Below are 25,601 nucleotides of genomic sequence, written 5' to 3'. Positions count from 1 at the left end.
CGTCAAATTGGATGCTTGACCTTGCCCTCCGGCGTCTTTGCCGCAAAGGTCCCGCGGCGCGAAGAAGGATTGTCGATGTCGAAGGCTTGGCGGATCGCCTGGGATGCCCTGGAGCGCTTTCTGGAAGACGATGGCTGGGCGATTGCCAGCCACATCGCGCTCAACGGGCTGATGTCGCTCTTTCCGTTCCTGATCGTGGTCACCTCGCTGGCGAGCTTCGCCGGGGCCCGCCCCTATGGCGACGAGGTGACGCGGATCCTGCTCGAGGCCTGGCCGGAGGTTGTCGCAAGGCCCATCGCCCACGAAATCGAGGCGGTGCTGACCACCTACCGGACCGATCTCCTTACCATCGGCGTCCTTCTCGCGGTCTATTTCGCGTCGAACGGCGTGGAGGCGCTGCGCACGGCGCTGAACCGCGCCTATGAGGTGCGCGAGACGCGCTGGTGGTACATGTGCCGCCTGGAATCGATCGCCTACGTGCTGATCGGCGCCCTGGCGCTGCTCGCCGCCGCCTTCCTGGTGGTGCTCGGACCGCTGATCTGGGCCACTGCCGTGCGCATCGTGCCCGGGCTCGCCCCTTTCGGCTGGATCGTCCTGTTCGCCCGCGTGACGGCGGCCTCCGTCGTCATCGTCATCGCGCTAACCGTCGTCTATCTGTTCCTGCCGGCTGGCCGGCGCCGCTTCCTCGACGTGCTGCCGGGCATCGTGGCGACGCTGGTGCTCTGGCTGATCGGCGGCACGCTGTTCGGCACCTATCTCGCCAGTTTCGCGCAGAACTACGTCAACACCTATGCGGGTCTTGCATCCGTCATGGTGGCGCTGGTCTTCCTCTACTATTCGGCGGCCATTTTCGTTTACGGAGGCGAGCTCAATGCCGCCATCTGGCGGGCGAACGGGCGGATCGTGTGAGGGCCGTCACACCGTCCTCAGCGCCGTGATCGGGTCGAGCAGGCTGGCGCGCTTGGCCGGGTACCAGCCGAAGAAGACGCCGACGAGGCCGGAGAACAGCACCGCGCCGATGATCGATTGCGGCTCGACCAGCAGCGGCCAGCCGAATCGCGCGGAGACGGCCAGCGCCGCACCCAGCCCCACCATGATGCCGATGATGCCGCCGATCGCGGCGAGCGACGTCGCCTCGATGAGAAACTGCCGCATCACGTCGCGCCGCCGCGCGCCGACGGCGAGCCTCAGGCCGATCTCGCGGGTGCGTTCCGTCACGCTGACCAGCATGATGTTCATGATGCCGATGCCACCCACCGCCAGCGAGATGGCGGCCACCGCCGCGAGCAGCAGCGACAGCGTCGTCGCCGCCCCGGCGGCGGTATTGGCGATCTCGGTCAGGTTGCGGATCTGAAAGTCGTCCTCCTGCCCCGGCTGCAGCCGGTGACGCTGGCGCAGCAGCTGGCGCATGTCGTCCTCGGCCTGCGCCATGCTCTCGCCCTCGCGGATCTTGACGTGGATGACGCCGACGGAGCGGGCATTGGCGCGGTTCACGCCGACGAGGCGCTGGCGGATGGTGGGAAGCGGCACGAAGGTCGTGTCGTCCTGGTCCTGCCCCATCATGGACTGGCCCTTGGCCTCCATCACGGCGATGACGGTGAAAGGCACCGCGCGGATGCGGACAGTCTCGCCGATGGGGTCGACGCCTTCGCCGAAGAGGTTGCGCGCCACGGTCTGGCCGAGGATGACGACCTGGCCGCCGCGCGCCGTCTCTTCCGGCTCGAACAGGCGGCCGGAGGCGATGGTCCATTCGCGCGCCTCGAACCAGCCGAGATCGACGCCGACGACTTCCGTGAACCAGTTGTTGCCGCCGGCCACCACCTGCGTGCGGGTGCGGCTGTTGGGCGCCGTCACCTGGACGGAGGCGATCTCCGTCTCGATGGCGCGGGCGTCGTCCTCCGTTAGCGAGGAGGAGGCGCCGAGCCCGAGCCTGACGCCGCCCTGGGTCACGTTGCCGGGCAGCACGATGAACAGGTTGGCGCCGAGCGATTTCACCTGGGCGAGCACGCGGTCGCGGGCGCCGCCGCCGATCGCCACCATGGCGATGACGGCCGCAACGCCGATCACCATGCCGAGCATGGTCAGCGCCGAGCGCAGCTTGTGCGCGCGCAGGGCCGACAGGGCTTCGCGGATGGCTTCCATCAGGCTCATTGGACTAGTTTATCATCATGGAATCGTTTGCCACATGAAATGCTCGTCATGATTCCGGAGGCAGGAAAATGCACAGCGAGCGCCGGTGATTTCCGATTTCTTTAGAGTGCCCCATTACCTATGGGGACCCGAAAGGCAGATCATGGGCGAGACATGGATGGATTGACGGCGCCCAGCGAGCCCGCTGCGCGACCGGCGCGTCGAGGCCTGCGATCCTATCTCGCCGCGCTGCTTCTCGTCGCGCTGCTGCCGATGATCGTGGCCGCGGCCGTCGCGGTGATGCAGGCCCGGCGCGCCTTTGAGGCGGAGACCTCGACCCGGCTGATGGAGACGGCCCGCACCCTCATGCGTGCCGCCGAGAGCGAGCTGGAAGGCGGCGCGACCCTTCTCGGCCTTCTCGCCCAGGTGCCGCATGCCGGATCGGTCCCGGGCGCGGTCGACCCCTGGTCGGCGGCGGCCGAACGGCAGATCGGCGGGCGTCTCGTGGAAGAGGTCTTTGCGCCGAACGAAACGATTCCGGACGGCCCTGGCCTGTCGCATCACGGTGTGCCGTTCGAGACGATCCGGCGCGCCATGCAGACCCGGAGGGTCGCCGTCTCCAATCTCTTCATCGATCCGGGAACCAACCAGCCCCGTATCGCCATGGTGATGCACATCGCGCTGTCCGACGAAGGGTCGCGCTTTGCGGCGCTGGTGGTGCCGCCGGACCGGCTGGTGCAGGTGCTTCAGGGGCGCCGGCCGGATGCCGGCGATCTTCTCGTCGCGGTGACGGATGGGCAGGGGCTGATCGTCGCTCGCACGCGCGACGCTGCGCGGTTCATCGGCCGGCCCGCTCCCAACTGGGACAAGCTCAAGGCTTTGGGGCGGGAGAGCGGCGTGATCGATGCGGTGACCTCGGAGGGGAACCCCATCGTGCTGGCCTTCCAGGTTCTGCGGGGCACGCCGGGCTGGGTCCTGGCGGTGGCGGAGCCGCGCGACGCCTTCCGCGCACGCGCGCGCGGACCCTTCATCGGCCTCGTGACCGGCGCCCTGGTCGCCGTCGTTCTGGGGCTGCTCGTGGCCATCTGGGTCGGCCGCACCATCCTCACCCCCGTCGTGGCGCTGGCGCACCGTGCCAGGCAGATCGCGACGGCGGCCGGGACCGCGCCGACCACCGAGGTCGAGCCCTCCCACATCGCCGAGTTCGAAGCCCTGCGGGTGAGCCTCTGTCAGTCGGAAGCCGCGTTGAGACGGCGGGCGGAGGCGGAGGCCGAGGCCGCCGCCCGGCTGGCGCGCAGCGAGAGGCGCTACCGCGTGCTCGCGAGCACAGGCGCCCTCGTCTTCTGGCGCCGCGATCCTGCGGGCGTCGTCACCGCCACGGGTTGGGATCTGCTGACCGGCAAGTCTGCCGCCTTCGATGCCTCGTGGGTGGCCTTCGACGCCTCCTGGTACGACAACCTGCATCCGGACGATGCCCCGGTGGTGCGCGCAGCCTGGCGGGAGGCGCAGCAAAGCCGCGACCACTACGACATCGAGTATCGCGTGCGCCGTTCCGACGGCATCTGGCACTGGGTCCGCTCGCGCGGCTCGAAGGTGGAAAGCGAGGACGGGACGGGCGAGGAATGGATCGGCGTCATCGAGGACGTCGACGCCCGGCGCGAGGCGCAGGCGCGCGCCGCCCACATGGCCCACCACGATGCCCTGACGGGGCTCGCCAACCGTGCTCTCTTCCAGGAGAAGCTGCTGGACGCGGTCGGTCAGGCAGGAGAACCGGCCGGTTGCGCCGTCCTTTGCATCGACATCGACCGGTTCAAGGTGGTCAACGACACGCTCGGCCATAGCGTCGGCGACGCGCTGCTCGTGGCGGTCAGCGAGCGTCTGCGGGCCTGCCTCCAGGACGGCGACGTGCTGGCGCGGCTCGGCGGCGACGAGTTCGGCATCATCCAGAGGAGCCAGACGCAGCCGGCGGCCGCCTCGACCCTTGCGGGCCAGGTCATCGATGCCCTCGGCGCACCCTACGATATCAGGGGCCAGAGCGTCATCGTCGGCGCCAGCGTCGGCATTGCACTCGCCGACGGCGAGGGCGCGGACGCCGTCCTCAAGAACGCCGACATGGCGCTTCATCGCGCCAAGGAGGACGGCCAGGGCCGCTTCTGCTTCTTCGAGCCGGCGATGAATGCGCGCATGCACCAGCGGCACCGGCTCGAACGCGACCTGCAAAGGGCCCTGGCGGAGGAACAGTTCGTGCTCTTCTACCAACCGGTGGTCACCGTCGCGAGCGGCGCCATCGCCGGCTTCGAGGCGCTGGTGCGCTGGCGTCATCCGGAGCGCGGTCTCGTTCCCCCGAACGAGTTCATTCCCGTGGCGGAGGAGACCGGGCTCATCGGCCCCCTCGGCCGATGGGTCCTGGAGCAGGCCTGCGCACAAGCGGCCGGCTGGCCGCAGGGGACCAGGGTCGCCGTCAATGTCTCGCCGAAGCAACTCGCCGACCGCCAGTTCCCCGATATCGTCGAGGCGGCGCTGAGACATGCGGGCCTGCCGGCATCGCGGCTGGAACTCGAGATCACCGAAAGCACGCTCATGGCCGATGTCGAGGGCGCCACCAGCGCCCTGCTGCGGTTGAAGATGATCGGCTGTGCGCTGGCCATGGACGACTTCGGCACGGGCTATTCATCGCTCGGCTATCTGCGCACCTTTCCCTTTGACAAGGTCAAGATCGACCGCTCCTTCGTCCAGGATCTGTCGGCGACGCGCGAGAGCAGCGCCATCGTCCGCGCGGTCACGGGGCTCTGCGACAGTCTCGGCATCGTCAGCACCGCTGAGGGGGTGGAAACGGAGGCGCAGCTTGCCTTCCTGCGCAGCGAGGGGTGTACCGAGGCGCAGGGATATCTCTTCGGCCGGCCCGGCCCCGCCGAGGACATCGCCGCCCTTTTCGCGGCCTTTCAGGCCTCGCCCTCATGGCGGCAGGGCGAGCCATCCGGCACGGTGGTGACCGTCGGGAGCGAGGCCGCGCGGCGGACGGCGCGCGATCGCGCGTGACCTGCGGGCGATCCATGCGCGGCGACCGGCTTCCCGTCGCGCGGCGCTTGGGCTAAGGGCAGGGAAAACCGCCCTGTCGCGGCAAGCCCGAGGATCGCCATGGCCAAGTTCGTGCCCCCCGTCTCCCCGCTCGCGCCGAAGACGGTGCCCGTCCTGCCGCCGCTCGACGGCGTGACGCTGGCGACCGCCGAGGCGGGCATCCGCTACAAGGGACGCACCGACGTGCTGGCCGTCGGCCTCGCGAAGGGAACCACGGTGGCCGGCGTGTTCACGCGCTCCAAGTGCCCCTCGGCGCCGGTCGACTGGTGCCGGGACAATCTCCCCGGCGGTCAGGCGCGGGCGCTGGTTGTCAATTCGGGCAATGCCAACGCCTTCACCGGCAAGAAGGGCCGCGAGGCCGTGGCGCTGACCGCGAAGATCGCCGCCAAGGCCGCCGGCTGCAAGCAGTCGGAGGTCTTTCTCGCCTCCACCGGCGTCATCGGCGAGCCGCTGGATGCGACCAAGTATGACGCCGTGCTCGATGCGACCTTCGCCGCCGGCAAGGCGGATGGCTGGCTCGATGCCGCCAAAGCCATCATGACCACCGACACCTTCCCGAAGGTGGCGACCGCGACGGCTACGCTCGGCGGCGTCACGGTGACCGTCAACGGCATGGCCAAGGGCGCCGGCATGATCGCGCCCGACATGGCGACCATGCTCTCCTTTGTCTTCACCGATGCGCCGATCGACGCGCCGGCCTTGCAGGCGCTGCTGTCCAGGGGCGTCAAGACCACCTTCAACACCGTGACGGTGGACAGCGACACGTCGACCTCGGACACGCTGATGCTGTTCGCCACAGGGGCTGCCGAGAGGCGCGGTGCGCCGCGCATCGCCAGCGTCACGGACCGTCGCCTCGCCGGCTTCCGCAAGGCGCTCCAGGCGGTTCTCGCCGATCTCGCCGAGCAGGTGGCGCGTGACGGCGAGGGCGCCCGCAAGCTGGTGCATGTCGTGGTCAAGGGCGCGGTGTCCAACGCCTCGGCCTTCCGTGTCGCCAAGTCGATCGCCGACTCGCCGCTGGTGAAGACGGCGATTGCCGGCGAGGACGCCAACTGGGGCCGCGTGGTGATGGCCGTCGGCAAGGCGGGGGAGCCGGCGGAGCGCGACCGGCTGTCGATCTCCTTCGGCGACATCCGTGTCGCCCACGAGGGCGAGCGCGACCCGGCCTATGACGAGGCGGCCGCCAGCGCGGTGATGAAGGAGGACGTGATCACCGTGACAGCGGACCTCGGCCTCGGGCGCGGCACGGCGCGGGTCATGACCTGCGACCTGACCAAGGACTATGTCGCCATCAACGGCGACTATCGGTCGTGAGCGGAGTGTCCGATTCCGCCACCGCTCCGGGATCGCGCACCGCAAACGTTAACTTCTGTCGGCTAGAAGGGGATCTGCCATGACCCTGAGGCTCGTCTTCGTGGCCGCCTGCGCTCTGGTCGATCCGGACAACCGGATCCTCCTGGCGGAACGGCCGGCAGGCAAGCCTCTCGCAGGTCTTTGGGAGTTTCCCGGCGGCAAGGTCGAGCCGGGCGAGAGGCCGGAGGAGACGCTGATCCGCGAGCTTCGCGAGGAGCTCGGTATCCGCGTCGATGAACCCTGTCTCGCGCCCCTGACCTTCGCCAGCCACGCCTACGAGACCTTCCAGCTGTTCATGCCGCTGTGGGTCTGCCGGCGCTGGCAGGGCAACGTCCAGGGTCTCGAGGGTCAGAAACTCGCCTGGGTCAAGCCGGGCCGGCTGCGGGATTACCCGATGCCGGCTGCGGACGAACCCCTGATACCCTTCCTCACCGAGTTGCTCGGCGAGGCGCGCGACTGACAGGAGAGGCCAGGATGGCTCGCAGCTTTCGCAGGATGACGTCCCTGGCGACCCGCTTTGCCGCGGACCGGGCAGGCGCGACCGCGATCGAATATTCGGTCGTTGCCGCGGGAATCGCCGGAGCTGTGATCCTCGCCGTCTATTCCCTCGGCAGCACCGTCGACAGCACCCTTTACGCCAAGATCTCCGGCGCCTGGCAGTAGCCCGCTCCCGCGTCGTCCCGTCGCGCCGCGGCACGGCCCGCGGCGCGCGTCGGTGTGACGTCGGATCAGCTCAGATCATGTACTGGCCGCCATTGATGGCCAGCGTCGAGCCCGTGATGAAGCCGCCCTCGTCGGATGCGAGGAACAGCACGGCGCGGGCGATCTCGTCGACCTCGCCGAGCCGGCCGACCGGGATCTGGGCGATGATCGATTCACGCACCTTCTCCGGCACGGCCATGACCATGTCGGTCGCGATGTAGCCGGGGCAGATGGCATTGACCGTGATGCCGGCCTTCGCGCCTTCCTGCGCCAGGGCCTTGGTGAAGCCGAGATCGCCGGCCTTGGCGGCGGAATAGTTCGCCTGGCCCATCTGGCCCTTCTGGCCGTTGATCGAGGAAATGGTGATGACGCGGCCGAACTTGCGGTCACGCATGCCGGTCCACAGCGGATGCGTCATGTTGAAGACACCGGACAGGTTGGTGTCGATGACCTCCTTCCACTGGGCGGGCGTCATCCGGTGGAACATGGCGTCGCGCGTGATGCCGGCATTGTTGACCAGCACGTCGACGGGGCCGAGTTCGGCCTCCACCTTGGCGATGCCGGCGGCACAGGCCTCGTAGTCGGCGACCGACCACTTGAACACCGGAATGCCGGTTTCCGCCTTGAAGGCCGCGGCGGCCTCGTCGTTGCCGGCGTAGTTGGCGGCCACCGTGTAGCCGGCGGCTTTCAGCGCCTTGGAGATGGCGGCGCCGATGCCGCGCGACCCTCCGGTGACCAGTGCGACTCGTGCCATGTATGAACTCCCTCTGGTGGTTCCCTTGGAATGACGGTCCATCGCTCCCGGCATCTGGTGTGCCAGGTTGCATGTATCTTCATCGGGGGATGAAGCAGGCACCGGAGGCGGACCCGTCTCCGGCGTAAGTCAGGACGAAGGTGCCCGTCCGTGGACGCGCTCAGCGCTCCACGCACATGGCAACGCCCATGCCGCCGCCGATGCACAGCGTGGCGAGGCCCTTCTTGGCATCGCGCTTCTGCATCTCGTGCAGCAGGGTGACCAGGACACGGGCACCGGAGGCGCCGATCGGGTGGCCGATGGCGATGGCGCCGCCATTGACGTTCACCTTCGTGGTGTCCCAGCCCATGTCCTTGTTCACGGCGATGGCCTGCGCGGCGAAGGCCTCGTTGGCCTCGACGAGATCGAGGTCCTTCACGGTCCAGCCGGCCTTTTCCAGCGCCTTGCGCGAGGCCGGGATGGGGCCGGTGCCCATGACCGCCGGGTCAACGCCCGCGGTCGCCCACGACCTGATCGTGGCGAGCGGCTTCAGGCCGCGCTTCTCGGCTTCCGAGCGCGTCATCAGGACGATGGCAGCGGCACCGTCATTGATGCCCGAGGCGTTGCCGGCGGTCACCGTGCCGTCCTTCTTGAAGGCCGGCTTCAGCTTGCCCATCGCCTCGATATTGGCACCGTCACGAATGTACTCGTCGGTGTCGACCACGATGTCGCCCTTGCGCGTGCTGATGGTCACCGGGACGATCTCGTCCTTGAACTTGCCGCCGTTGCGGGCCGTCTCGGCCTTGTTCTGGGAGGCGACGGCGAACTGGTCCTGCTCCTCCTTGGTGATCTGCCACTTCTCGGCGACGTTCTCGGCGGTGATGCCCATGTGATAGCCGTGGAAGGCGTCGATCAGGCCGTCCTTCAGCATGGTGTCGACCATCTCAAGCGAGCCCATCTTCGTACCGTTGCGCAGATGCGCGACATGCTGGGCCTGGCTCATGCTCTCCTGGCCGCCGGCCACGATGATCCTGGCGTCGCCGTTGGCGATCTGCTGCATGCCGACGGCGACCGTGCGCAGGCCCGAACCGCAGAGCTGGTTGAGCGCCCAGGCGGTCTTCTCGGCGGGGATGCCGGCCTTCATCGCGGCCTGGCGGGCGGCGTTCTGACCGACGCCGGCGGTGAGGATCTGGCCGAACACGACCTCGTCCACCTCCTCGGGCTTCACCCCGGCGCGATCGAGCGCGGCCTTGATCGCCACCGCGCCGAGCTCGTGGGCGGGAAGGGACGACAGCGCCCCGTTGAACGAGCCGACGGCCGTGCGGGCGGCGCCGACGATGACAACGTCCTCGGACATGGAAACCTCCTGGTGCGTGGCGCCTGCCGAGTGCGGCGGCGACCCTCGATCTGACCTTGTCTGCGGCAGCCGGCGCCTGTCAACCGCGCCCAATTGCCAATGCGCGATGCGTTCGGCGGGGTGGCGGCAGCGGCGGTGCACAAAACCGTGGCAGCGCCTGCCAAAACCCCCTATCGTGACGGTATCATGGCGTCCCTGGGGAGAGACGCCAGCGAGTATGTCCAGGGGGAACGATGGCGAAGAATGATCCGGTGACCATCAAGAAGTACGCGAACCGGCGTCTCTACAATACCGGGACCTCGACCTATGTGACCCTCGAGGACCTGGCCAGCATGGTGAAGGCGGGCGACGACTTCCTCGTCTACGACGCCAAGTCGGGCGACGACATCACCCGCTCGGTGCTGACGCAGATCATCTTCGAGCAGGAGAACAAGGACGGGCAGAACCTGCTGCCGGTGTCGTTCCTGCGCCAACTGATCCGCTTCTACGGCGACAGCATGCAGCTCCTCGTTCCCCGCTACCTGGAGCTCTCCATCGATACACTGTCGAAGGAGCAGGACCGCCTGCGCCAGCAGCTCTCCACCGCCGTCGGCGTCAATCCGCTGGTGGCGCCGTTCGAGCAGCATATCCGGCGCAACATGGACCTGTTCGAGAAGGCCTTCACGATGTTCTCGCCCTTCGCCAGGCGCGAGGACGCCGAGGCGGTGGCCGAGGGCAAGGCGCAGGCAGCCGAATCCACCGCGACTCCGGCGCCAGCGCCTGCGGCCGGCGATCTCGACGAGTTGAAGAACCAGCTCGCCGCCATGCAGAAGAAGATCGAGAGCCTGTCGCGCAAGTGACGGCGCGGCGGGGCCGCCTCCCGGCCCCGCTCGTCAGGCGATCCGCGCGAGCGGGTCGTCCGCCTGCGCCGCGTCCCGCCACGGGCGCGCTTCGCAGGCCGGTCCCGTATGGTCGCCCTGCAGATAGTCACAACCCAGTTCGGCGAGCCGTGCCGCGACGTCTTCGTTGGGGACCCACTCGGCGATGGTCGTCAGCTTCATGTGGCGGGCGAGGCTGAGCAGCGTCTGGACGAAATGCCGGTCGTCCTCGCTGCCGTGGAAGGTCGCCACATAGGCCCCATCGATCTTGACGCAGTCGACCCCGAGTTTGCGCAGGTTGCGGAACGAGGTGTGTCCGGCGCCGAAATCGTCGATCGCCACCAGGCAGCCGAGGTTCTGAACCCGGGCGACGAAGCGCCGGGTGTCCTCGACATCGGCAATGGCTGATGTCTCGGTGATCTCGACCATCAGCCTCTCGACCGCGCCGGGATGCGTCCGATGATAGGCTTCCAGCGCCCTCAGCCATGACATGTCCATCGTCGTCGCGGGCGAGACGTTGACCGAGAGCTTGAGGTCCGGGGCTGAGATCAACTCAGCCATGGTCAGTTCCAGCACGCGCGCATCGACGAGGCGCACGAGGCCGAGCTTCTCGGCCAGCGGCACGATGGCGGCCGCCGGCAGCAGCGAGCCATCGGGGCGGCGGATACGCAGCAGGCATTCGTAGTAGGCGGTGTGCCTGTCGGGCCCGGTGGTGACGATCGGCTGGAAGGCGAGGCTGATCCGCCGGTCGTTGAGCGCCGAGACGATCTCGTCGGTGATCTTCAGGTTCTCCTGCCGCGCCCGTTCGCGCTCCAGGCTCGGGGCGTAGATCTGGAAGGCGCCGCGCCGGCGCACCTTGATGCCGTCGAGCGCCTCCTGCGCCCGCCCCATCATGGCGGCGAGCGTGTCGGCGTGTCGCGGGGCGATGACGCCGCCGAGTGTCACGCTGACGGCGACGGGGCCTGCGCGCGTCAGGAAGATGTCCTCGCGCACCGCGTTGAGGATGCGCTCCGCGGCGACCTCCATCTCCTCCGGCTGGCAGTTGCGCATCAGCAGGCCGAACTTGTTGCCCGACAGCCGGCCGAGCAGGTCGCCGCCGCGCAGGCGCGAGCGGATGCGCCGGCCGGCGCCGGCGATGATCTGGTCGGCGATGTCGAAGCCATAGGCCTCGTTGACATGGGCCAGATTGTCGACGGCGGCGATCAGGAGGCCGATGGAGCCGCGCACCTTGCGCGCATCGTCGAGCGCGTCCTCCAGCACCTCGCAGAAGCGATGGCGCGAGAGCTGGCCCGTCAGCGGATCGATCTCGCTCGCCTCGATGAGGCGGCGGCGCATCTCGTAGCTTTCCGTGATGACCCGGACGGCGCCATGGGCGCGCAGCGGCCGGCCGTCGGAGGAGGCGAACCAGCGGCCCGAATCCTCGACCCAGTGGACGGCGCCGCCCTCGGCGCGCACGGCATATTCGATGCAGTAGGCGACGCCCTCGCCGCGGTCGACGTGAGGAGAGTTCACCACGGCCTCGAAGCGGCCGGCGGGGGACTCAGGCGCCATGATCTGGGCATAGGCCCGTCCGGAGGCGAGGCCGCGGGGATCAACCCCGAGGACGCTGCCAGCGTTTTCGCTCCAGCTCAGCCTGTCGGAGGGGATCGCCCATTCATAGGTCGCTGTGCCGACCGACGACAGGATGTCGCTGGTGGCCGCAGGATTGGCATGCGTGTCCAGGTCATGACCGCCTTCTGCGATCAGGGTGTGGGGGCGCTCCACAGTGCTTCTGCCTGCTTGAGGTCGTTCCCATCAATAGGCCGGAAAACAATGAACGAAATGTATCGAAATCAACGGGGTTCGGAAGGAATTCCGTAGCGTCACTCGCGTAACGTCAGGCGACTGGCCTGATGCCGCCAGTGTTCCGAACTGGAACACCGCAGGCGGCACAGGTGTTGCTCTTGTCATCCTGCCGACCGGCGTGAGCCGGTCCGAAAGCCGGGAGCTGGACATGACGACGGTCAAGGCAGCAGGTTCGAGCCAGCCGCTTCGCTGGCGTCGCCGCAACGACGAGCGGTTCGCGGGATCGCGGCGCTCCGAGACAGCCTCGTTTCGTGACACGCTGGGCGCCCTGCCCGTCCCGGTCCGCCAGGAGCATTCCCCGGAGGACCGCTGGACGCGCAACCGGCCTGCGGCGGCGTTCGTGGCGCAGCTTCTCGCCAATCGCTTCAACATCGCGGCCACGCCGCGCCGTCGCCGCGCCGACCGTGAAGAGGTCGATGCGCGCTATCACGACGCCGACCCGGATTCCCGTCCGACGGCCAGCGGTTCGCTGGTCCACCGCGACATCTGACGGCCGGGTGGCCGCTCAGTAGCCGAGCGCCATGCCGTCCTTGCGCGCGTCGGAGCCGCCGACGAGGAAGCCCGACTTCTCGATGCGGATCATCTGCCCGCCGCCGATCGGCTTCACCGTGACATCGACGTCGTGGCCCATGGCGCGGACCTTCTCGATGGTCGCCGCCGGCCAGGTCGGCTCCACCGTCGTCTTCTCGCCCTCGAAGAAGGCCCGCGGCGAATCGATCGCCGCCTGGGGGTCCATGCCGTAGTCGACCGTGTTGCAGACGACGTGGGCGTGGCCGGAGGACTGGTAGCTGCCGCCCATGACGCCGAACGAGCAGGTGACCTCGCCCTTCTCCAGCATCATCGCCGGGATGATGGTGTGCATCGGCCGCTTGCCGGGGCCGATGCAGTTCGGGTGGTCGTCGTTGAGGTTGAAGCTGGAGCCGCGGTTCTGCAGCAGGATGCCGGTCTCCGGCGTGCAGATCTTCGAGCCGAAATGGTGGAAGATCGAGTTGATGAAGGACACGGCCATGCGGTCGCGGTCGACGATCGAGCAATAGATCGTGTTCGTGCCGGGCGGCGGCGGGATGAGGCGGGGCGTGCGCTTGCCCGGATCGATCATGCCGGCGAGGACCTTCGCGAAATCCTTCGAGACGAGCTGCTCGACCGTCACCTTCATGTGCGCGGGATCGGCGATGTGGCTGTCGCGCAGCGAATAGGCGAGGCGCGCCGCCTCGATGCCGAGATGCAGGCGCTCGGGCGAGGTCGGATCGAGACTCTTGATATCGAACTGCTCGAGGATGTTGAGGATGATCAGCGCCGTGATGCCCTGCCCGTTGGGCGGCAGTTCCGCGACGCCGGTGCCCTTGTAGTCGCCGATCACCGGCGCCTCCACCGTGCCGCGGTGGGAAGCGAGATCCTCGAGCGTCAGGAGCCCGCCCTTGGCCTGCACCGTCCTGACGATGTCCTCGGCGACGCGGCCCTCGTAAAAGCCCTTCGCACCCTTGGCGGCGATCTCCTCCAGCGTGGCGCCCAGCGCCGCGCTGGTCATGCGCTCGCCGGCGGTGGGCGCGCGCCCGTCGAGCAGGTAGTGGCGCGATGCGCCGGCGTCCTTGGCCAGCGCCGCGGCATCGGTCGGCCAGTCGAAGGCGACGCGCGGCGTCACCGGCCAGCCATGCTTGGCATAGCGGATGGCGTGCTGCAGCACCCGGCCGAGGTCGAAGCGGCCATGCGTCTTCAGGATCGTCTCCCAGGCCTCGATGGCGCCGGGAACGGTGATGGCATGAACGGAATCCGGCGGGACCGAGGTCAGGCCCTCCGCCCGCAGCTTCTCTGCGGTCGCGGCCTTGGCGGCGCGGCCCGAACCGTTATAGCCCCAGATCGGCTGGCCCGGCTTCGAGATCAGCGTGAAGCAGTCGCCGCCGATTCCGGTCATGTGCGGCTCGACGACCGCCATGACACCGACGGCGGCGATGGCCGCATCGGCGGCGGTGCCGCCAGCCTTGAGGATGTCGATGGCAGCGGCCGTCGCCAGCGGATGGGACGTGGCCGCCATCGCCTCCGTGGCATAGGCGGGCGAGCGTCCGGGATTGTGGAAGTCACGCATCTGGTAGGTCACGGCAAATATCCTTCCCCGGGGTCCGGTCTGGCGCGGACCCGGTTCACGTCCTGCGCCCTGGCTGCGCATTTGTCCCGCTTCTAACACAAAGGAACTGGGGACAGCCACGTCCGCCCGTGAAGGCGGACCCTGCACATCGCGCACGGCTGTGCCTAGGATGCGGCACCGGAAACCGCAACACCCAGAGGGCTCCCATGACCGCGCTGACACTCGACGCCTGCCGCACCATCGCCGATACGGCGCTCGCCACCGGGCGCGAGAAGGGCATGAAGCCCCTTGGCATCGTCATCGTCGACGCCCGGGGCGCGGTGCGGCTGACGCTGGTGGAGGACGGCAATGCCCTGCTGCGCGCCGACATCGCCCACGGCAAGGCCTTCGGCTGCGTCGCTGTCGGCGTCGGCGGTCGCACGCTGGAGCGCATGGCCAAGGAGCGCCCGCATTTCATGGGCGCCCTCGGCGGGCTGAGCCGGGATCGCCTGACCCCTGTCCCCGGCGGCGTGCTCATCCGCAACGAGGCCGGGGCCCTGCTCGGGGCTGTCGGCGTGTCGGGCGACACCTCGGACAATGACGAGGTCTGCGCGCTCGCCGGCATCGCGGCGGCGGGCCTCAAGGCCGACCCGGGCGCCTGACGGCAAGACGGCCTCCGAAACAGAAAAAGCCGGTCGCGAGACCGGCTTTTTTGCAAGGGGAAATGGCCCGACGATCAGTCGTTGGTCGTCGTCTTCGGCTTCAGGATCTGCTTGCCGCGATACATGCCGGTCTTCAGGTCGACATGGTGCGGGCGACGCAGGTTGCCCGAGTCCTTGTCCTCGACATAGGTCGGGGCAACGAGGGCATCGTGCGAGCGGCGCATGCCGCGACGCGAGGGCGACGTCTTTCTTCTCGGAACGGCCATGGAACTCTCTTCTGGCGGGGCCGCAGGAGGAAGCCCCCCGGGCGATCGATGAAATCGTGAGACGCGGGCCTATACACGCTTTTGCCGGGCCATGCCAGAGGCTGGGTCGGCTTTTGTGAATCATGCGTGACGGGATGCAAATCGGAAAGTGCGTCCTTCGAGGCTCGGCCGTCCCGGTCTCGCACCTCAGGATGAGGAGGTGTGTGAATGGCACCTCGGCTGAAGAAGCGGGACGGCCGCGCTTCCATCGATCCCGATGCCAATCTCAACGCTCCGCATCCTGAGGCGCGAGCTGCAGGCGATGCGTCAGCATCGACCGGAGGCGAGCCTCGAAGGACGCACTGCCGCAGTGCAGCCCTTACCCGCGATAGGCGAACTGCAGCATGAGGGTGCGCTGCAGGAAGGAGAAGTTGTTGTCCGAGACGATGGTGACGATCGTCTCGCCCTCGCCGTTCCGGTGCACCGCGATGCCCTCCATGTTGTCGATCTGCGACGACATGTCGGCGGACAGGATGATCGGCCCGTCGAGCGTCGCTCCGGCGCGGATCGTCGCCAGATCGATGCGACGGATGCGGAAGGCGACGCCGCGCCAGGCGGAGAACCAGCGCTCCAGCAGCAGCACGTCCCCGCCGGGCAGAAAGGCGAGGTCGGTGACGTCGAAGTCGTTGGTGCGCTTGACGAAGATCTCGCGCGCCGGACCCTGGCCGATGAGGAAGCCGCGAATGTCGCCGGCCGGGTTCAGCGCCCGCTCGGAAATGGCGAGCAGCGTGCCGGCGAGCGGCGAGGGTCGCGGCAACAGGCCCAGCGCCTCGATGCCGCGGTTGGACGGCATCCGGTCGGACCCCATGGGAACCGGTGTCGGATTGCCGCGCGCCAGCAGGCCCTCGCGGCCGAAGGTGTCGAAGCGGAAGATGCGGTGGGTGCGCTCGACCCCGATCCAGGCGGTGCCGCCCTCGATCCAGAGGGCCTCGGTGTCCCAGTTGCCGGTCTGGGCGAGCGGGCGGCCGCCGGGCCCGAGAACAGCCGCCATGCGCGCCTGGGAGAGGCCCGAGAGGCGCTGGCCCTCCATGTCGATCTTCGCCGTCAACCACTGGCCCTGGTCGGAGATGGCGGTAAGCCGCTGTCCCGTCGCATCCATGCGCAGGGACGACAGTCCGCCGAAGCCGCGATAGTCGGATTGCAGTTCGAGGCCGCCGCGGTATTCGAAGGCGCCGAACTGCGTCTTCTCCGCCTCGCGCGGCGTGAAGGCGTTGATCGGGAACGAGCGGATTTCGATATCGACGGGTGCGCGCGGTACGGGCCCGCGCGCAGAGGCAGCCGTGACGGTGGCGGGCAGCATGAGCCCGCCGCCGACGAGCCCGAGAGCTTGCCGCCGCGTGAGGCGCGCCATCAGGCGACCCGGCGGCGCGGCGCGGCGTTGCCTTCGGCGGCGTGCTCGTCGAAAAGCTCGGCGAGCTTCTCGGTCATGGCGCCGCCCAATTCCTCGGCGTCGACGATGGTCACGGCGCGGCGATAGTAGCGGGTCACGTCGTGGCCGATGCCGATGGCGATGAGCTCCACCGGCGAGCGGGTTTCGATGTCCTCGATGATCCAGCGCAGGTGACGCTCCAGGTAGTTGCCGGGGTTCACCGACAGGGTGGAATCGTCGACCGGCGCGCCGTCCGAGATCATCATCAGGATCTTGCGCTGCTCGGAGCGGCCGAGCAGGCGCTTGTGCGCCCAGTCGAGCGCCTCGCCGTCGATGTTCTCTTTCAGCAGGCCCTCGCGCATCATCAGGCCGAGGTTCTTGCGCGCCCGACGCCAGGGGGCATCCGCCGCCTTATAGATGATGTGGCGCAGGTCGTTGAGGCGCCCGGGATTGGCCGGCTTGCCGTTCTGCAGCCAGAACTCGCGGGACTGGCCACCCTTCGAGGCGCGGGTGGTGAAGCCGAGGATCTCCACCTTGACGCCGCAGCGTTCAAGCGTGCGGGCGAGGATGTCGGCGCAGGTCGCCGCCACCGTGATCGGACGGCCGCGCATGGAGCCGGAATTGTCGAGCAGCAGCGTCACCACCGTGTCGCGGAACTTGGTGTCGCTCTCCTGCTTGAACGACAGCGCCGCCATCGGGTCCATGATGACGCGCGGCAGGCGGGCGGGATCGAGGATGCCTTCCTCAAGGTCGAAGTTCCACGACCGGTTCTGCTGCGCCATCAGGCGGCGCTGCAGGCGGTTGGCGAGGCGCGAGACGACCGGCCCGAGATTGGACAACTGCTTGTCGAGATAGGCGCGCAGCCGGTCGAGTTCCTCGGCGTCGCACAGGTCCGGCGCGTCGATGATCTCGTCGAACTTCGGCGTGAAGGGCTTGTAGTCGGGACCCCGGTTCTCGGCGCCCTGGCTCTTCGGCCGCCACGGCTCGCTGGCGTCCTCGGCGTCGCCGAGGTCGTTCTCGTCCGGCAGCTCGGCGGTCTCGGCGTCGGAGGCCTCCTGGGCGCCGTCCGGCGACTCGTCGGCCATCTCCTCGGCATCCTCCATCTGCATGCCGTCGGAGGATTCCTCGTCCTGGCTGTCCGGGCTCTCGCCCGATTCCGGCGTCTCCTGCTCCTGGGTGTCGGAATTGTCGTCGTTGTCCTCGTCGGAGCGGCCCTGCTCGTCGCCCATGTCGAGCGAGGTGAGGAGGTCGCGCACCGCCTTGCCGAAGGCGCGCTGGTTGTTCTCCAGGCCCACGAGCGCCTCGAGGTTCTTGCCCGCCTTGGTCTCGATCGTCTCGCGCCAGAGATCGACGATCTTGGCGGCCTGCGGCGGCGCCTTCTGGCCGGTCAGCCTCTCGCGCACCATGAGGGCGAGGGCATCCTCCAGCGGCGCATCGGCCTTGTCGGTGATGTCCTCGTACTTGCCCATGCGGTGGTAGTGGTCTTCGAGCCGCGCGGTGAGGTTCTGCGCGACGCCGGTCATGCGGTTGGAGCCGATGGCTTCGATGCGGGCGTTCTCCACCGCCTCGAAGACCGAGCGGGCCTGCTGGCCCTCCGGCGCCATGGAGCGGTGCATCTTGGGATTGTGAACGGCGAGCTTGAGCGCCATGGCGTCGCCATGGCCGCGCACGATCGCAGCGTCCTTGGCGTTCAGCTTGCGCGGCGGCTCGGGCAGGCGCGCCTTGTCGCCGACGAGGCCAGGCTTGTCGGCGGCATAGGTGACTTCCAGGTCGCGGCGGGCGATGGCGCGCATGCAGGAGGCGACGGAGCGCTTGAACGGCTCGGTCGGGCTCTCCTTGGAATTCGGCTTGGCCTTGGAATTGGAGCTCACGAAAGATCCTTTTTCAGCCAGATGCGGCGATGCCCGGGCGGAAAGTCGCCGAGTTCGCCGAAATTCTCATATCCCAGCTTCTGGTAGAAGCCGTCGCCCTGGAACGAGAAGGTGTCGAGATAGACATGGCGTGCGCCACGCCTCGCCGCCACCGCCTCGGCGCGGGCCATGAGTTCGGTGCCGAGACCCGAGCCGCGCAGGGCTTCATCGAGCCATACGAGCTCGATGAAGCACCAGTTCCACATCGTATAGCCGACGACGCCGCCCTTGATGACGCCCGCATCGTCGCGCACCGAGACGGCGAAGCGCTTCCACTTCGTCGGCCCCGCCTTCGCCGTGTTGTAGGCGATGAGGCCCTTCACGACGGCTCGCGCGGTCTCGGCGACGCGACTGTCCTCGGCGACGACGAGGCCGGCCTTCGGATGTTTCGTCCGGCCGGCCATGGCGTCTCCCCTGCCGGTCCTCAGCTCAGCGCCACGTTGACGGCGCTTTCCGGCAGTTCCTGGCCGAAGCAGCGCTGGTAGAACTCGGCGACCAGGGTGCGCTCCAGCTCGTCGCACTTGTTGAGGAAGGTGAGCCGGAAGGCGAAGCCGATGTCCTTGAAGATGTCGGCGTTCTCGGCCCAGGTCAGCACGGTGCGGGGGCTCATGACGGTGGAGAGGTCGCCGTTCATGAAGGCGTTGCGGGTGAGGTCCGCCACGCGCACCATCTTGTTCACCTGGTCGCGGCCCTCGGCCGTCTTGGCGAAGCTCTTCGCCTTGGCGAGGATGATGCCGACCTCGTGGTCATGCGGCAGGTAGTTCAGCGTCGTGACGATGGACCAGCGGTCCATCTGCGCCTGATTGATCTGCTGCGTGCCGTGATAGAGGCCCGTCGTGTCGCCGAGGCCGACCGTGTTGGCGGTGGCGAAGAGGCGGAAGGCCGGGTGAGGGCGGATGACGCGGCTCTGGTCGAGCAGCGTGAGACGGCCCGAGCTTTCGAGTACGCGCTGGATGACGAACATCACGTCCGGGCGGCCGGCGTCATATTCGTCGAAGCAGAGCGCGACATTGTGCTGGTAGGCCCAGGGCAGGATGCCGTCGCGGAATTCGGTGATCTGCTTGCCGTCCTTCAGCACGATCGCGTCCTTGCCGACGAGGTCGATGCGCGAGACGTGGCTGTCGAGGTTGACGCGGATGCAGGGCCAGTTGAGGCGGGCGGCGACCTGCTCGATGTGGGTCGACTTGCCGGTGCCGTGATAGCCGGACACCATGACGCGCCGGTTGAAGGCGAAGCCCGCGAGGATCGCCAGCGTCGTCGGCTTGTCGAACAGGTAGTCCGGATCAAGATCGGGGACGTGATCCTCGCCCTGCGAATAGGCGGGAACCACCATGTCCGAATCGATACCGAACGCCTGGCGCACGGAAAGGGTCGTATCCGGGAGCCCGGACACCTTGTCGGTCTGCACTGTCACGAAAGAACCTCCGATGCCGCGCGCGGCGCAGCGAGCCAAATCCGCATGATGGAACCAACCTTACCAGAACGCCGCGGGCCGCCGGAAGGGCGCCCTTTGCGGGAATGCCATTCGAAATTCTGATGCGTCGCATCAGGGGCGGAAGCCGCCCGTTCAGCAGAAGCCGACGGATTTCAGGTAGTTATACGCCTGAATGATCTCGCGCAGCTTGTCCTCGCGCGACCGGTCGCCGCCATTGGCGTCCGGATGCAGGCGTTTCGCCAGTTCCTTGAAGCGCGCCTTGATCTCTGCCGCGGTGGCGTGGATGTCGAGATTGAGCGTGTCGAGCGCCTTGCGTTCGGCATTGCGGATCATCCGCCCCTCGGGCTCGGCCGTGCGCTCGCTGGCCTGCCGCCAGTCCGCGCCGTCGAACATGCCGAAGGGGTCGGCGGCCTTGCGCGGATCGAAATCCGGCTTGGGGGCCTCGCGGCGGCCGGACTTCGTCCAGGAGTTGACGCCCATGCCCCAGGTCGGCCGGTGGCCGGTGATCGCGTCCTTCTGATAGGCCGCCACCGCCGCGTCGTTCATGCCGGCGAAATAGTTGTACTTCGCGTTGTATTCCTTGACGTGGTCCAGACAGAACCAGACGAACTGCCCTTCGTGGTCGCGGCCGAGCGGCGCCCGGTGCGTCGCCTCGCAGCCGCAGCCCTGGTGCGCGCAGACGCGCGTCCCCGGCCGGGCGCGGGTGCGCCGGTCGTCCTCGGGCTTGACCCGGATGCTGTCAAAATAGGGCGAGTCGATTTTCATGGGGGTCCGGCGAAGCAGATTGGCAATTATGGGGTCCAGGGCCGCCAGCGGCAAGGCGAGGCGGTGAGGCGGTGCCCTCCGGGGCCGCCCCCTTGACCGGGCCGGACCGGGCTGTGCAGGGTCCTTCGCCAACACGACCAGGCCTCCCGAGGAAATGCCCCCATGTCGATCATCCTGCGCTCGTCGCCTTTTTCCCCCTTCGGCCGCAAGGTGAAGCTGGCGATGATGCATCTGGGCCAATTCTCCGGCATCGAGGTCGTCAACACCGATACGATGAGCGCCGAGGATCCGATCCGCGCCCAGAACCCGCTGGGCAAGATTCCCGCTCTCATCCTCGACGACGGCATGGTGGTCTATGACAGCCGCGTCATCCTCGAATGGGTGGATCTCCAGGCGGGCGGCGGCGTGATCATCCCCGCCGAACCCCGCAAGCGCATCGAAGCCCTCACCCTGCAGGCGCTGGCCGACGGCATCATGGATGCCGGCATCCTGCAGCGCTACGAGGTCATGTTCCACAGCGAGGACCGTCGCGACGAGAAGTGGCTCACCCACCAGCGTGACAAGGTGGCGCGGGCGCTCAAGACCCTCGAGGCCGCGCCGCCTGCCGTCGAGGTCCATGTCGGCACGATCACGCTGGCCTGCGCGCTCGCCTACCAGGACTTCCGCTTCGAGGGCAAATGGCGCGCCGGCCATCCCCGTCTCGTGGCCTGGCTCGACGCCTTCGCCGCGCTGATGCCGGAGGCCTGGGCCGAGACGAAGCCCGTCATCTGAGCCGGAGGCTCATTCAAGCCCCAGGCGCAGCGCCGCCGCTGCCGCGATCGGCCCGAGAACCACGCTCATCAGGCTCAGCCCGACCAGGATGGTGAAGGGCTGGCCGAAGGGCAGCGGGCCGACGATCGCGGAGGTGGTGGCGGCGACGCCGAAGATCAGGACGGGGATCGTCAGCGGCAGCACCAGGATCGCCATCAGCAGGCCGCCGCGCCGGAGGCTGACGGCGAGCGCCGCGCCGACGGCGCCGATGAGGCTCAGCGCCGGGGTGCCCGCCGCCAGCGTCAGGACGACGGCGCCCATCGCCTCCGGCGGCACGTTGAGGAAAAGCCCGAGCATGGGGGCGGCCGCGACCAGCGGCAGGCCGGTCGCCAGCCAGTGCGCCGCCGCCTTCGCCGCGATGACCAGCGGCAGCGGCGCCGGCGCCATCAGCATGAGGTCGAGCGAGCCGTCGTCGGCATCCGCCTGGAACAGCCGGTCGAGGCCGAGCAGCGTCGCGAGCAGCGCACCGATCCACAGGATGGCCGGGCCGATCCGCGCCAGGAGGTTCATGTCCGGCCCGACCCCGAAGGGCACGATGGTGACGACGGCGAGGAAGAACACGACGCCCACCATGGCGCCGCCGCCGATGCGGACGGCAAGGCGCAGGTCGCGCAGGAAGACGGCCTTGAGGGGTGCGATCATGACGCCCGCCCGATCGCCAGTTCGCGCGTCGGCAGGCCGAGCGGCCCGTGGGTGGCCGCGAGGATCATGCCGCCGCCGGCGACATGCTCCACCATGATGCCGGCGAGGACCTTCTGGCTGGCAAGGTCAAGGGCTGCGGTCGGCTCGTCCAGAAGCCAGACCGGGCGGGCCACCGTCAGGAGGCGCGCGAGCGCCAGCCGCCTCCGCTGGCCGGCCGAGAGATAGCCTGCCGGCAGATCGGCCAGATGATCGATGCCGAGCCGGCCGAGCGCCGTTCCGGCATCCGTGCCGCCGCCGCCGAGGTAGTCTGTCCAGAAGGCGAGGTTCTCGGCGACCGTCAGCGATCCCTTGAAGGCGTCCTGGTGGCCGCAATAGTGGCACTGCTCGCCGATGGTCGCCTCGTCGTCGCCGCCGTCGAGCATCAGGCGCCCGGCCTCGATGCGGACGAGACCTGCGATCAGGCGGAGAAGACTCGATTTCCCGGCCCCGTTCGGACCGGTCACCTGCACGGCCTCGCCGCTCGCGACGGCGAAGCTAAGCCCGGCAAACACGACCCGTCCGCCGCGCTGGCAGGTCAGGGCATCGGCGGTGAGGCGCATCATGCCGCATTCCTACGCGACGAAAGGGTGATCTGCGAGGCGAGATTAGCGCTTCTAACCATATGGCGGGCTGATTGGAATCCCTCTATAACGCCGCCGATCGGCCGCCGCGTCTTCCCGCGTCGTTTTGTGAAGTGCTCCGCCCCGGGCGCGACGTCGGCCTCCAGAATGAGGGGATCATCGCCACATGTCGCTCGACAGCTTCAAGGCCCGCAAGACGCTCAAGGTCGGCTCCAAGTCCTACGTCTACTACAGCCTGAAGGAGGCCGAGAAGAACGGCCTCGCCGGCATTTCGGCCCTGCCCTTCTCGATGAAGGTGCTGCTCGAGAACCTGTTGCGCGCCGAGGACGGCCGCTCCGTCACCAAGGCCGACATCGAGGCGGTCGCCGCCTGGATCAAGGACAAGGGCAAGGCGGGCAAGGAGATCGCCTTCCGCCCGGCCCGCGTACTGATGCAGGACTTCACCGGCGTGCCCGCGGTCGTCGACCTCGCCGCCATGCGTGACGCCATGAAGGCGCTCGGCGGCGACCCGCAGAAGATCAACCCCCTCGTTCCCGTCGACCTCGTCATCGATCATTCGGTCATCGTCGACGAGTTCGGTTCGCCCAAGGCGTTCAAGAAGAACGTCGACCTCGAATATGCCCGCAACGGCGAGCGCTACCGCTTCCTGAAGTGGGGCCAGCAGGCCTTCAAGAACTTCTCCGTCGTGCCGCCCGGCACCGGCATCTGCCACCAGGTGAACCTCGAATATCTCGCCCAGACCGTCTGGACGAAGAAGGAAAAGGCCGTGAAGACGGTCAAGGGAAAGAAGACGACCGTCACCTACGAGGTCGCCTATCCCGACACGCTGGTGGGCACCGACAGCCACACCACCATGGTCAATGGTCTCGCCGTGCTCGGCTGGGGCGTCGGCGGCATCGAGGCCGAAGCCGCCATGCTCGGCCAGCCGCAGTCCATGCTGCTGCCCGAGGTCATCGGCTTCAAGCTGACCGGCCGGCTGAAGGAGGGCGTCACCGCCACCGATCTCGTGCTGACCGTCACCCAGATGCTGCGCAAGAAGGGCGTCGTCGGCAAGTTCGTCGAGTTCTACGGCCCCGGCCTCAACAACATGACGCTGGCCGACCGCGCCACCATCGCCAACATGGCCCCGGAATACGGCGCCACCTGCGGCTTCTTCCCCGTCGACGACGAGACGCTGAACTACCTGACCACCTCGGGCCGCAAGCCGGCGCGCATCGCGCTAGTGGAGAAATATTCCAAGGCCCAGGGGCTGTTCCGCACCAAGGCCTCGCCCGACCCGGTCTTCACCGACACGCTGGAGCTCGAGCTCGACACCGTCGTCCCGTCGATGGCGGGTCCGAAGCGCCCCGAGGGCCGCGTCGCCCTTGAGGCGGTCGGCGCCGGCTTCGCCGATGCGATGGAGAAGGACTACAAGAAGGCGGCCGAGATGGGCCGCCGCGTAAAGGTCGAAGGCCGCGATTACACCCTCGGTCATGGTGACGTCGCGATCGCCGCCATCACCTCCTGCACCAACACCTCGAACCCCGCCGTGCTCTTCGCCGCAGGCCTCCTCGCCCGCAACGCGGTCGCCAAGGGGCTGAAGACCAAGCCCTGGGTGAAGACCTCTCTCGCCCCCGGCAGCCAGGTCGTCGCCGAGTACCTGGCGAATTCGGGCCTGCAGAAGGATCTCGACAAGCTCGGCTTCAACCTCGTCGGCTTCGGCTGCACCACCTGCATCGGCAACTCCGGCCCGCTGCCAGCCGAGATCTCCAAGGCGATCAACGACAACGGCCTGATCGCCTCCGCCGTGCTCTCGGGCAACCGCAACTTCGAGGGCCGCGTCTCGCCCGACGTGCAGGCGAACTATCTCGCCTCGCCGCCGCTGGTCGTCGCCTACGCGCTCGCCGGTTCGGTGACCATGGACCTGACCAAGGAGCCGCTCGGCACCGACAAGAAGGGCAACCCCGTCTATCTCCGGGACATCTGGCCCTCCTCGCAGGAGATCAACGCCTTCATCGCCAAGAACGTCACCAAGAAGCTCTTCAAGGAACGTTATGCCGACGTGTTCAAGGGCGACGCCAACTGGGCAAAGGTGAAGGCGCCGACCGGCCAGACCTATGCCTGGGACGACAAGTCAACCTATGTGCAGAACCCGCCCTATTTCGTCGGCATGGACATGAAGCCGGACGCCGTCAGCAACATCGAGGGCGCCCGCATCCTCGGCCTGTTCGGCGACAAGATCACCACCGACCACATCTCGCCGGCCGGCTCCATCAAGGCGGCGAGCCCGGCGGGCAAGTATCTCATCGACAACAAGGTCGATGTCGCCGACTTCAACCAGTACGGCACGCGCCGCGGCAATCATGAGGTGATGATGCGCGGCACCTTCGCCAACATCCGCATCCGCAACCACATGATGGGTCCGAACGGCAAGGAAGGCGGCTTCACGATCCACTATCCCTCGAAGGAGGAGATGTCGATCTACGACGCCGCCATGAAGTACCGCGACGAGAAGGTGCCGCTGGTCGTCTTCGCCGGCGTCGAGTACGGCAACGGCTCCTCCCGCGACTGGGCGGCCAAGGGCACCAACCTGCTCGGCGTGCGCGCCGTGATCTCGCAGTCCTTCGAGCGTATCCACCGCTCCAACCTGGTCGGCATGGGCATCGTTCCCTTCACCCTCGAGGAGGGCACGACCTGGGCCTCCCTCGGCCTGAAGGGCGACGAGAAGGTCACCATCAAGGGCCTGGAGAAGGTGAAGCCGCGCCAGAAGATGGAGGCCGAGGTCACCTTCGCCGACGGCAAGGTGAAGAAGGTGCCGATCCTCTGCCGCATCGATACGCTGGACGAGATCGAGTACTTCAAGAACGGCGGAATCCTGCACTACGTCCTGCGCGACCTCGCCTCCTGACCCTGATCCTGATCAAATGACCGATGACGGCGGCTTGGCTTCGGCCCGGCCGCCGTTATTGTGTCTGGCTCGGGGGCGGGGG

At 68.0% G+C, this 25,601-nt stretch carries 23 protein-coding genes; 10 read left to right on the top strand and 13 right to left on the bottom strand.

Features of this window, described 5'->3' with window-relative positions; translation table 11 throughout:
• The first annotated feature begins 75 nt into the window (after nt 1-75).
• The gene (locus tag ACJ4V0_RS05355) at nt 76-909 is read left to right on the top strand and encodes a YihY/virulence factor BrkB family protein (protein ID WP_448298531.1); all 834 of its coding nucleotides are present in this window, start codon (nt 76-78) and stop codon (nt 907-909) included.
• 6 nt (nt 910-915) lie between these two features.
• Here ACJ4V0_RS05355 and ACJ4V0_RS05350 read toward each other — a convergent pair whose 3' ends face one another.
• Complete coding sequence (locus tag ACJ4V0_RS05350) at nt 916-2,151, bottom strand: ABC transporter permease (protein WP_448298530.1); 1,236 nt, start codon at nt 2,149-2,151, stop codon at nt 916-918.
• Nucleotides 2,152-2,304: 153 nt separating this feature from the next.
• Between ACJ4V0_RS05350 and ACJ4V0_RS05345 the strand changes: the two genes are divergently transcribed.
• The 4 genes from ACJ4V0_RS05345 (at nt 2,305) to ACJ4V0_RS05330 (ending at nt 7,221) form a co-directional block, all read left to right on the top strand.
• A complete protein-coding gene (locus tag ACJ4V0_RS05345; RefSeq protein ID WP_448298529.1) occupies nt 2,305-5,169 on the top strand; it encodes a bifunctional diguanylate cyclase/phosphodiesterase in 2,865 nt (954 codons plus the stop codon).
• A gap of 99 nt (nt 5,170-5,268) precedes the next feature.
• Complete coding sequence (gene argJ / locus ACJ4V0_RS05340; protein ID WP_448298528.1) at nt 5,269-6,519, top strand: bifunctional glutamate N-acetyltransferase/amino-acid acetyltransferase ArgJ; 1,251 nt, start codon at nt 5,269-5,271, stop codon at nt 6,517-6,519.
• Nucleotides 6,520-6,598: 79 nt separating this feature from the next.
• A complete protein-coding gene (locus tag ACJ4V0_RS05335) occupies nt 6,599-7,018 on the top strand; it encodes a (deoxy)nucleoside triphosphate pyrophosphohydrolase (protein WP_448298527.1) in 420 nt (139 codons plus the stop codon).
• A gap of 35 nt (nt 7,019-7,053) precedes the next feature.
• Nucleotides 7,054-7,221 (top strand): Flp family type IVb pilin, encoded by a 168-nt coding sequence (locus ACJ4V0_RS05330; RefSeq protein WP_448298932.1) that lies wholly within the window; start codon nt 7,054-7,056, stop codon nt 7,219-7,221.
• 70 nt (nt 7,222-7,291) lie between these two features.
• Here ACJ4V0_RS05330 and ACJ4V0_RS05325 read toward each other — a convergent pair whose 3' ends face one another.
• Both ACJ4V0_RS05325 and ACJ4V0_RS05320 read right to left on the bottom strand, forming a co-directional pair.
• Nucleotides 7,292-8,014, bottom strand: coding sequence for a beta-ketoacyl-ACP reductase (locus tag ACJ4V0_RS05325; protein WP_448298526.1), 723 nt, complete (start codon nt 8,012-8,014; stop codon nt 7,292-7,294).
• 160 nt (nt 8,015-8,174) lie between these two features.
• Complete coding sequence (locus ACJ4V0_RS05320) at nt 8,175-9,350, bottom strand: acetyl-CoA C-acetyltransferase (RefSeq protein ID WP_448298525.1); 1,176 nt, start codon at nt 9,348-9,350, stop codon at nt 8,175-8,177.
• 233 nt (nt 9,351-9,583) lie between these two features.
• On the opposite strand from ACJ4V0_RS05320, the gene phaR reads away from it, so the two are divergent.
• A complete protein-coding gene (phaR, locus tag ACJ4V0_RS05315) occupies nt 9,584-10,189 on the top strand; it encodes a polyhydroxyalkanoate synthesis repressor PhaR (protein WP_448298524.1) in 606 nt (201 codons plus the stop codon).
• Between the two features lie 33 nt (nt 10,190-10,222).
• Here the strand turns inward: phaR and ACJ4V0_RS05310 are convergent, their stop codons facing one another.
• Nucleotides 10,223-11,971 carry an EAL domain-containing protein gene (locus tag ACJ4V0_RS05310; protein WP_448298523.1) on the bottom strand — a complete coding sequence of 583 codons (1,749 nt, stop codon included), beginning with the start codon at nt 11,969-11,971 and terminating at the stop codon, nt 10,223-10,225.
• Between the two features lie 229 nt (nt 11,972-12,200).
• On the opposite strand from ACJ4V0_RS05310, the gene ACJ4V0_RS05305 reads away from it, so the two are divergent.
• Nucleotides 12,201-12,542 (top strand): hypothetical protein, encoded by a 342-nt coding sequence (locus ACJ4V0_RS05305; RefSeq protein WP_448298522.1) that lies wholly within the window; start codon nt 12,201-12,203, stop codon nt 12,540-12,542.
• Nucleotides 12,543-12,557: 15 nt separating this feature from the next.
• Here ACJ4V0_RS05305 and ggt read toward each other — a convergent pair whose 3' ends face one another.
• Nucleotides 12,558-14,147 carry a gamma-glutamyltransferase gene (gene ggt, locus ACJ4V0_RS05300; RefSeq protein ID WP_448298521.1) on the bottom strand — a complete coding sequence of 530 codons (1,590 nt, stop codon included), beginning with the start codon at nt 14,145-14,147 and terminating at the stop codon, nt 12,558-12,560.
• Between the two features lie 194 nt (nt 14,148-14,341).
• On the opposite strand from ggt, the gene ACJ4V0_RS05295 reads away from it, so the two are divergent.
• On the top strand, nt 14,342-14,776 hold the full coding sequence (locus tag ACJ4V0_RS05295) for a GlcG/HbpS family heme-binding protein (protein WP_448298520.1): 435 nt from the start codon (nt 14,342-14,344) through the stop codon (nt 14,774-14,776).
• Between the two features lie 74 nt (nt 14,777-14,850).
• On the opposite strand, the gene rpmF is transcribed toward ACJ4V0_RS05295, so the two are convergent.
• The 6 genes from rpmF to ACJ4V0_RS05265 all read right to left on the bottom strand — a co-directional run bounded on the left by rpmF (nt 14,851) and on the right by ACJ4V0_RS05265 (nt 20,560).
• On the bottom strand, nt 14,851-15,042 hold the full coding sequence (rpmF, locus tag ACJ4V0_RS05290; protein ID WP_106750512.1) for a 50S ribosomal protein L32: 192 nt from the start codon (nt 15,040-15,042) through the stop codon (nt 14,851-14,853).
• Nucleotides 15,043-15,400: 358 nt separating this feature from the next.
• A complete protein-coding gene (locus ACJ4V0_RS05285; protein ID WP_448298519.1) occupies nt 15,401-16,432 on the bottom strand; it encodes an esterase-like activity of phytase family protein in 1,032 nt (343 codons plus the stop codon).
• On the bottom strand, nt 16,432-18,321 hold the full coding sequence (cobT, locus tag ACJ4V0_RS05280; protein WP_448298518.1) for a cobaltochelatase subunit CobT: 1,890 nt from the start codon (nt 18,319-18,321) through the stop codon (nt 16,432-16,434). Before cobT ends, ACJ4V0_RS05285 begins: the two co-directional genes overlap by 1 nt.
• The gene (locus tag ACJ4V0_RS05275; protein WP_448298517.1) at nt 18,318-18,764 is read right to left on the bottom strand and encodes a GNAT family N-acetyltransferase; all 447 of its coding nucleotides are present in this window, start codon (nt 18,762-18,764) and stop codon (nt 18,318-18,320) included. Before ACJ4V0_RS05275 ends, cobT begins: the two co-directional genes overlap by 4 nt.
• Nucleotides 18,765-18,784: 20 nt before the next feature.
• Nucleotides 18,785-19,774, bottom strand: coding sequence for a cobaltochelatase subunit CobS (cobS, locus tag ACJ4V0_RS05270; RefSeq protein WP_448298516.1), 990 nt, complete (start codon nt 19,772-19,774; stop codon nt 18,785-18,787).
• 153 nt (nt 19,775-19,927) lie between these two features.
• Nucleotides 19,928-20,560, bottom strand: a complete 633-nt coding sequence (locus ACJ4V0_RS05265; protein ID WP_448298515.1) for a J domain-containing protein — start codon at nt 20,558-20,560, stop codon at nt 19,928-19,930.
• A 162-nt stretch (nt 20,561-20,722) separates the two neighbouring features.
• On the opposite strand from ACJ4V0_RS05265, the gene ACJ4V0_RS05260 reads away from it, so the two are divergent.
• Complete coding sequence (locus tag ACJ4V0_RS05260) at nt 20,723-21,331, top strand: glutathione S-transferase family protein (RefSeq protein ID WP_448298514.1); 609 nt, start codon at nt 20,723-20,725, stop codon at nt 21,329-21,331.
• 9 nt (nt 21,332-21,340) lie between these two features.
• Here ACJ4V0_RS05260 and ccmB read toward each other — a convergent pair whose 3' ends face one another.
• Both ccmB and ccmA read right to left on the bottom strand, forming a co-directional pair.
• Nucleotides 21,341-22,012, bottom strand: coding sequence for a heme exporter protein CcmB (ccmB, locus tag ACJ4V0_RS05255; RefSeq protein ID WP_448298513.1), 672 nt, complete (start codon nt 22,010-22,012; stop codon nt 21,341-21,343).
• The gene (gene ccmA / locus ACJ4V0_RS05250; RefSeq protein WP_448298931.1) at nt 22,009-22,611 is read right to left on the bottom strand and encodes a heme ABC exporter ATP-binding protein CcmA; all 603 of its coding nucleotides are present in this window, start codon (nt 22,609-22,611) and stop codon (nt 22,009-22,011) included. The genes ccmB and ccmA overlap by 4 nt, the downstream gene beginning before the upstream one ends.
• 187 nt (nt 22,612-22,798) lie before the next feature.
• On the opposite strand from ccmA, the gene acnA reads away from it, so the two are divergent.
• Nucleotides 22,799-25,519 (top strand): aconitate hydratase AcnA, encoded by a 2,721-nt coding sequence (acnA, locus tag ACJ4V0_RS05245; protein WP_448298512.1) that lies wholly within the window; start codon nt 22,799-22,801, stop codon nt 25,517-25,519.
• Nucleotides 25,520-25,601 lie beyond the last annotated feature (82 nt).

This window comes from Phreatobacter aquiterrae (genome assembly GCF_053471285.1).
The sequence above is the reverse complement of the archived record's forward strand: the minus strand, read 5'-3'. Positions and strand labels throughout refer to the sequence as shown.

Coding starts and splice junctions, on each gene's coding strand:
- ACJ4V0_RS05330 (WP_448298932.1), top strand. CDS start 7,054: ATGACGTCCCTGGCGACCCGCTTTGCCGCGGACCGGGCAGGCGCGACC.
- argJ (WP_448298528.1), top strand. CDS start 5,269: ATGGCCAAGTTCGTGCCCCCCGTCTCCCCGCTCGCGCCGAAGACGGTG.
- acnA (WP_448298512.1), top strand. CDS start 22,799: ATGTCGCTCGACAGCTTCAAGGCCCGCAAGACGCTCAAGGTCGGCTCC.
- ccmB (WP_448298513.1), bottom strand. CDS start 22,012: ATGATCGCACCCCTCAAGGCCGTCTTCCTGCGCGACCTGCGCCTTGCC.
- ACJ4V0_RS05260 (WP_448298514.1), top strand. CDS start 20,723: ATGTCGATCATCCTGCGCTCGTCGCCTTTTTCCCCCTTCGGCCGCAAG.
- ACJ4V0_RS05265 (WP_448298515.1), bottom strand. CDS start 20,560: ATGAAAATCGACTCGCCCTATTTTGACAGCATCCGGGTCAAGCCCGAG.
- ACJ4V0_RS05305 (WP_448298522.1), top strand. CDS start 12,201: ATGACGACGGTCAAGGCAGCAGGTTCGAGCCAGCCGCTTCGCTGGCGT.
- ACJ4V0_RS05335 (WP_448298527.1), top strand. CDS start 6,599: ATGACCCTGAGGCTCGTCTTCGTGGCCGCCTGCGCTCTGGTCGATCCG.
- ACJ4V0_RS05320 (WP_448298525.1), bottom strand. CDS start 9,350: ATGTCCGAGGACGTTGTCATCGTCGGCGCCGCCCGCACGGCCGTCGGC.
- ACJ4V0_RS05345 (WP_448298529.1), top strand. CDS start 2,305: ATGGATGGATTGACGGCGCCCAGCGAGCCCGCTGCGCGACCGGCGCGT.
- ACJ4V0_RS05325 (WP_448298526.1), bottom strand. CDS start 8,014: ATGGCACGAGTCGCACTGGTCACCGGAGGGTCGCGCGGCATCGGCGCC.
- ACJ4V0_RS05285 (WP_448298519.1), bottom strand. CDS start 16,432: ATGGCGCGCCTCACGCGGCGGCAAGCTCTCGGGCTCGTCGGCGGCGGG.
- ACJ4V0_RS05350 (WP_448298530.1), bottom strand. CDS start 2,151: ATGAGCCTGATGGAAGCCATCCGCGAAGCCCTGTCGGCCCTGCGCGCG.
- phaR (WP_448298524.1), top strand. CDS start 9,584: ATGGCGAAGAATGATCCGGTGACCATCAAGAAGTACGCGAACCGGCGT.
- ACJ4V0_RS05275 (WP_448298517.1), bottom strand. CDS start 18,764: ATGGCCGGCCGGACGAAACATCCGAAGGCCGGCCTCGTCGTCGCCGAG.
- rpmF (WP_106750512.1), bottom strand. CDS start 15,042: ATGGCCGTTCCGAGAAGAAAGACGTCGCCCTCGCGTCGCGGCATGCGC.
- ACJ4V0_RS05295 (WP_448298520.1), top strand. CDS start 14,342: ATGACCGCGCTGACACTCGACGCCTGCCGCACCATCGCCGATACGGCG.
- ccmA (WP_448298931.1), bottom strand. CDS start 22,611: ATGCGCCTCACCGCCGATGCCCTGACCTGCCAGCGCGGCGGACGGGTC.
- ACJ4V0_RS05355 (WP_448298531.1), top strand. CDS start 76: ATGTCGAAGGCTTGGCGGATCGCCTGGGATGCCCTGGAGCGCTTTCTG.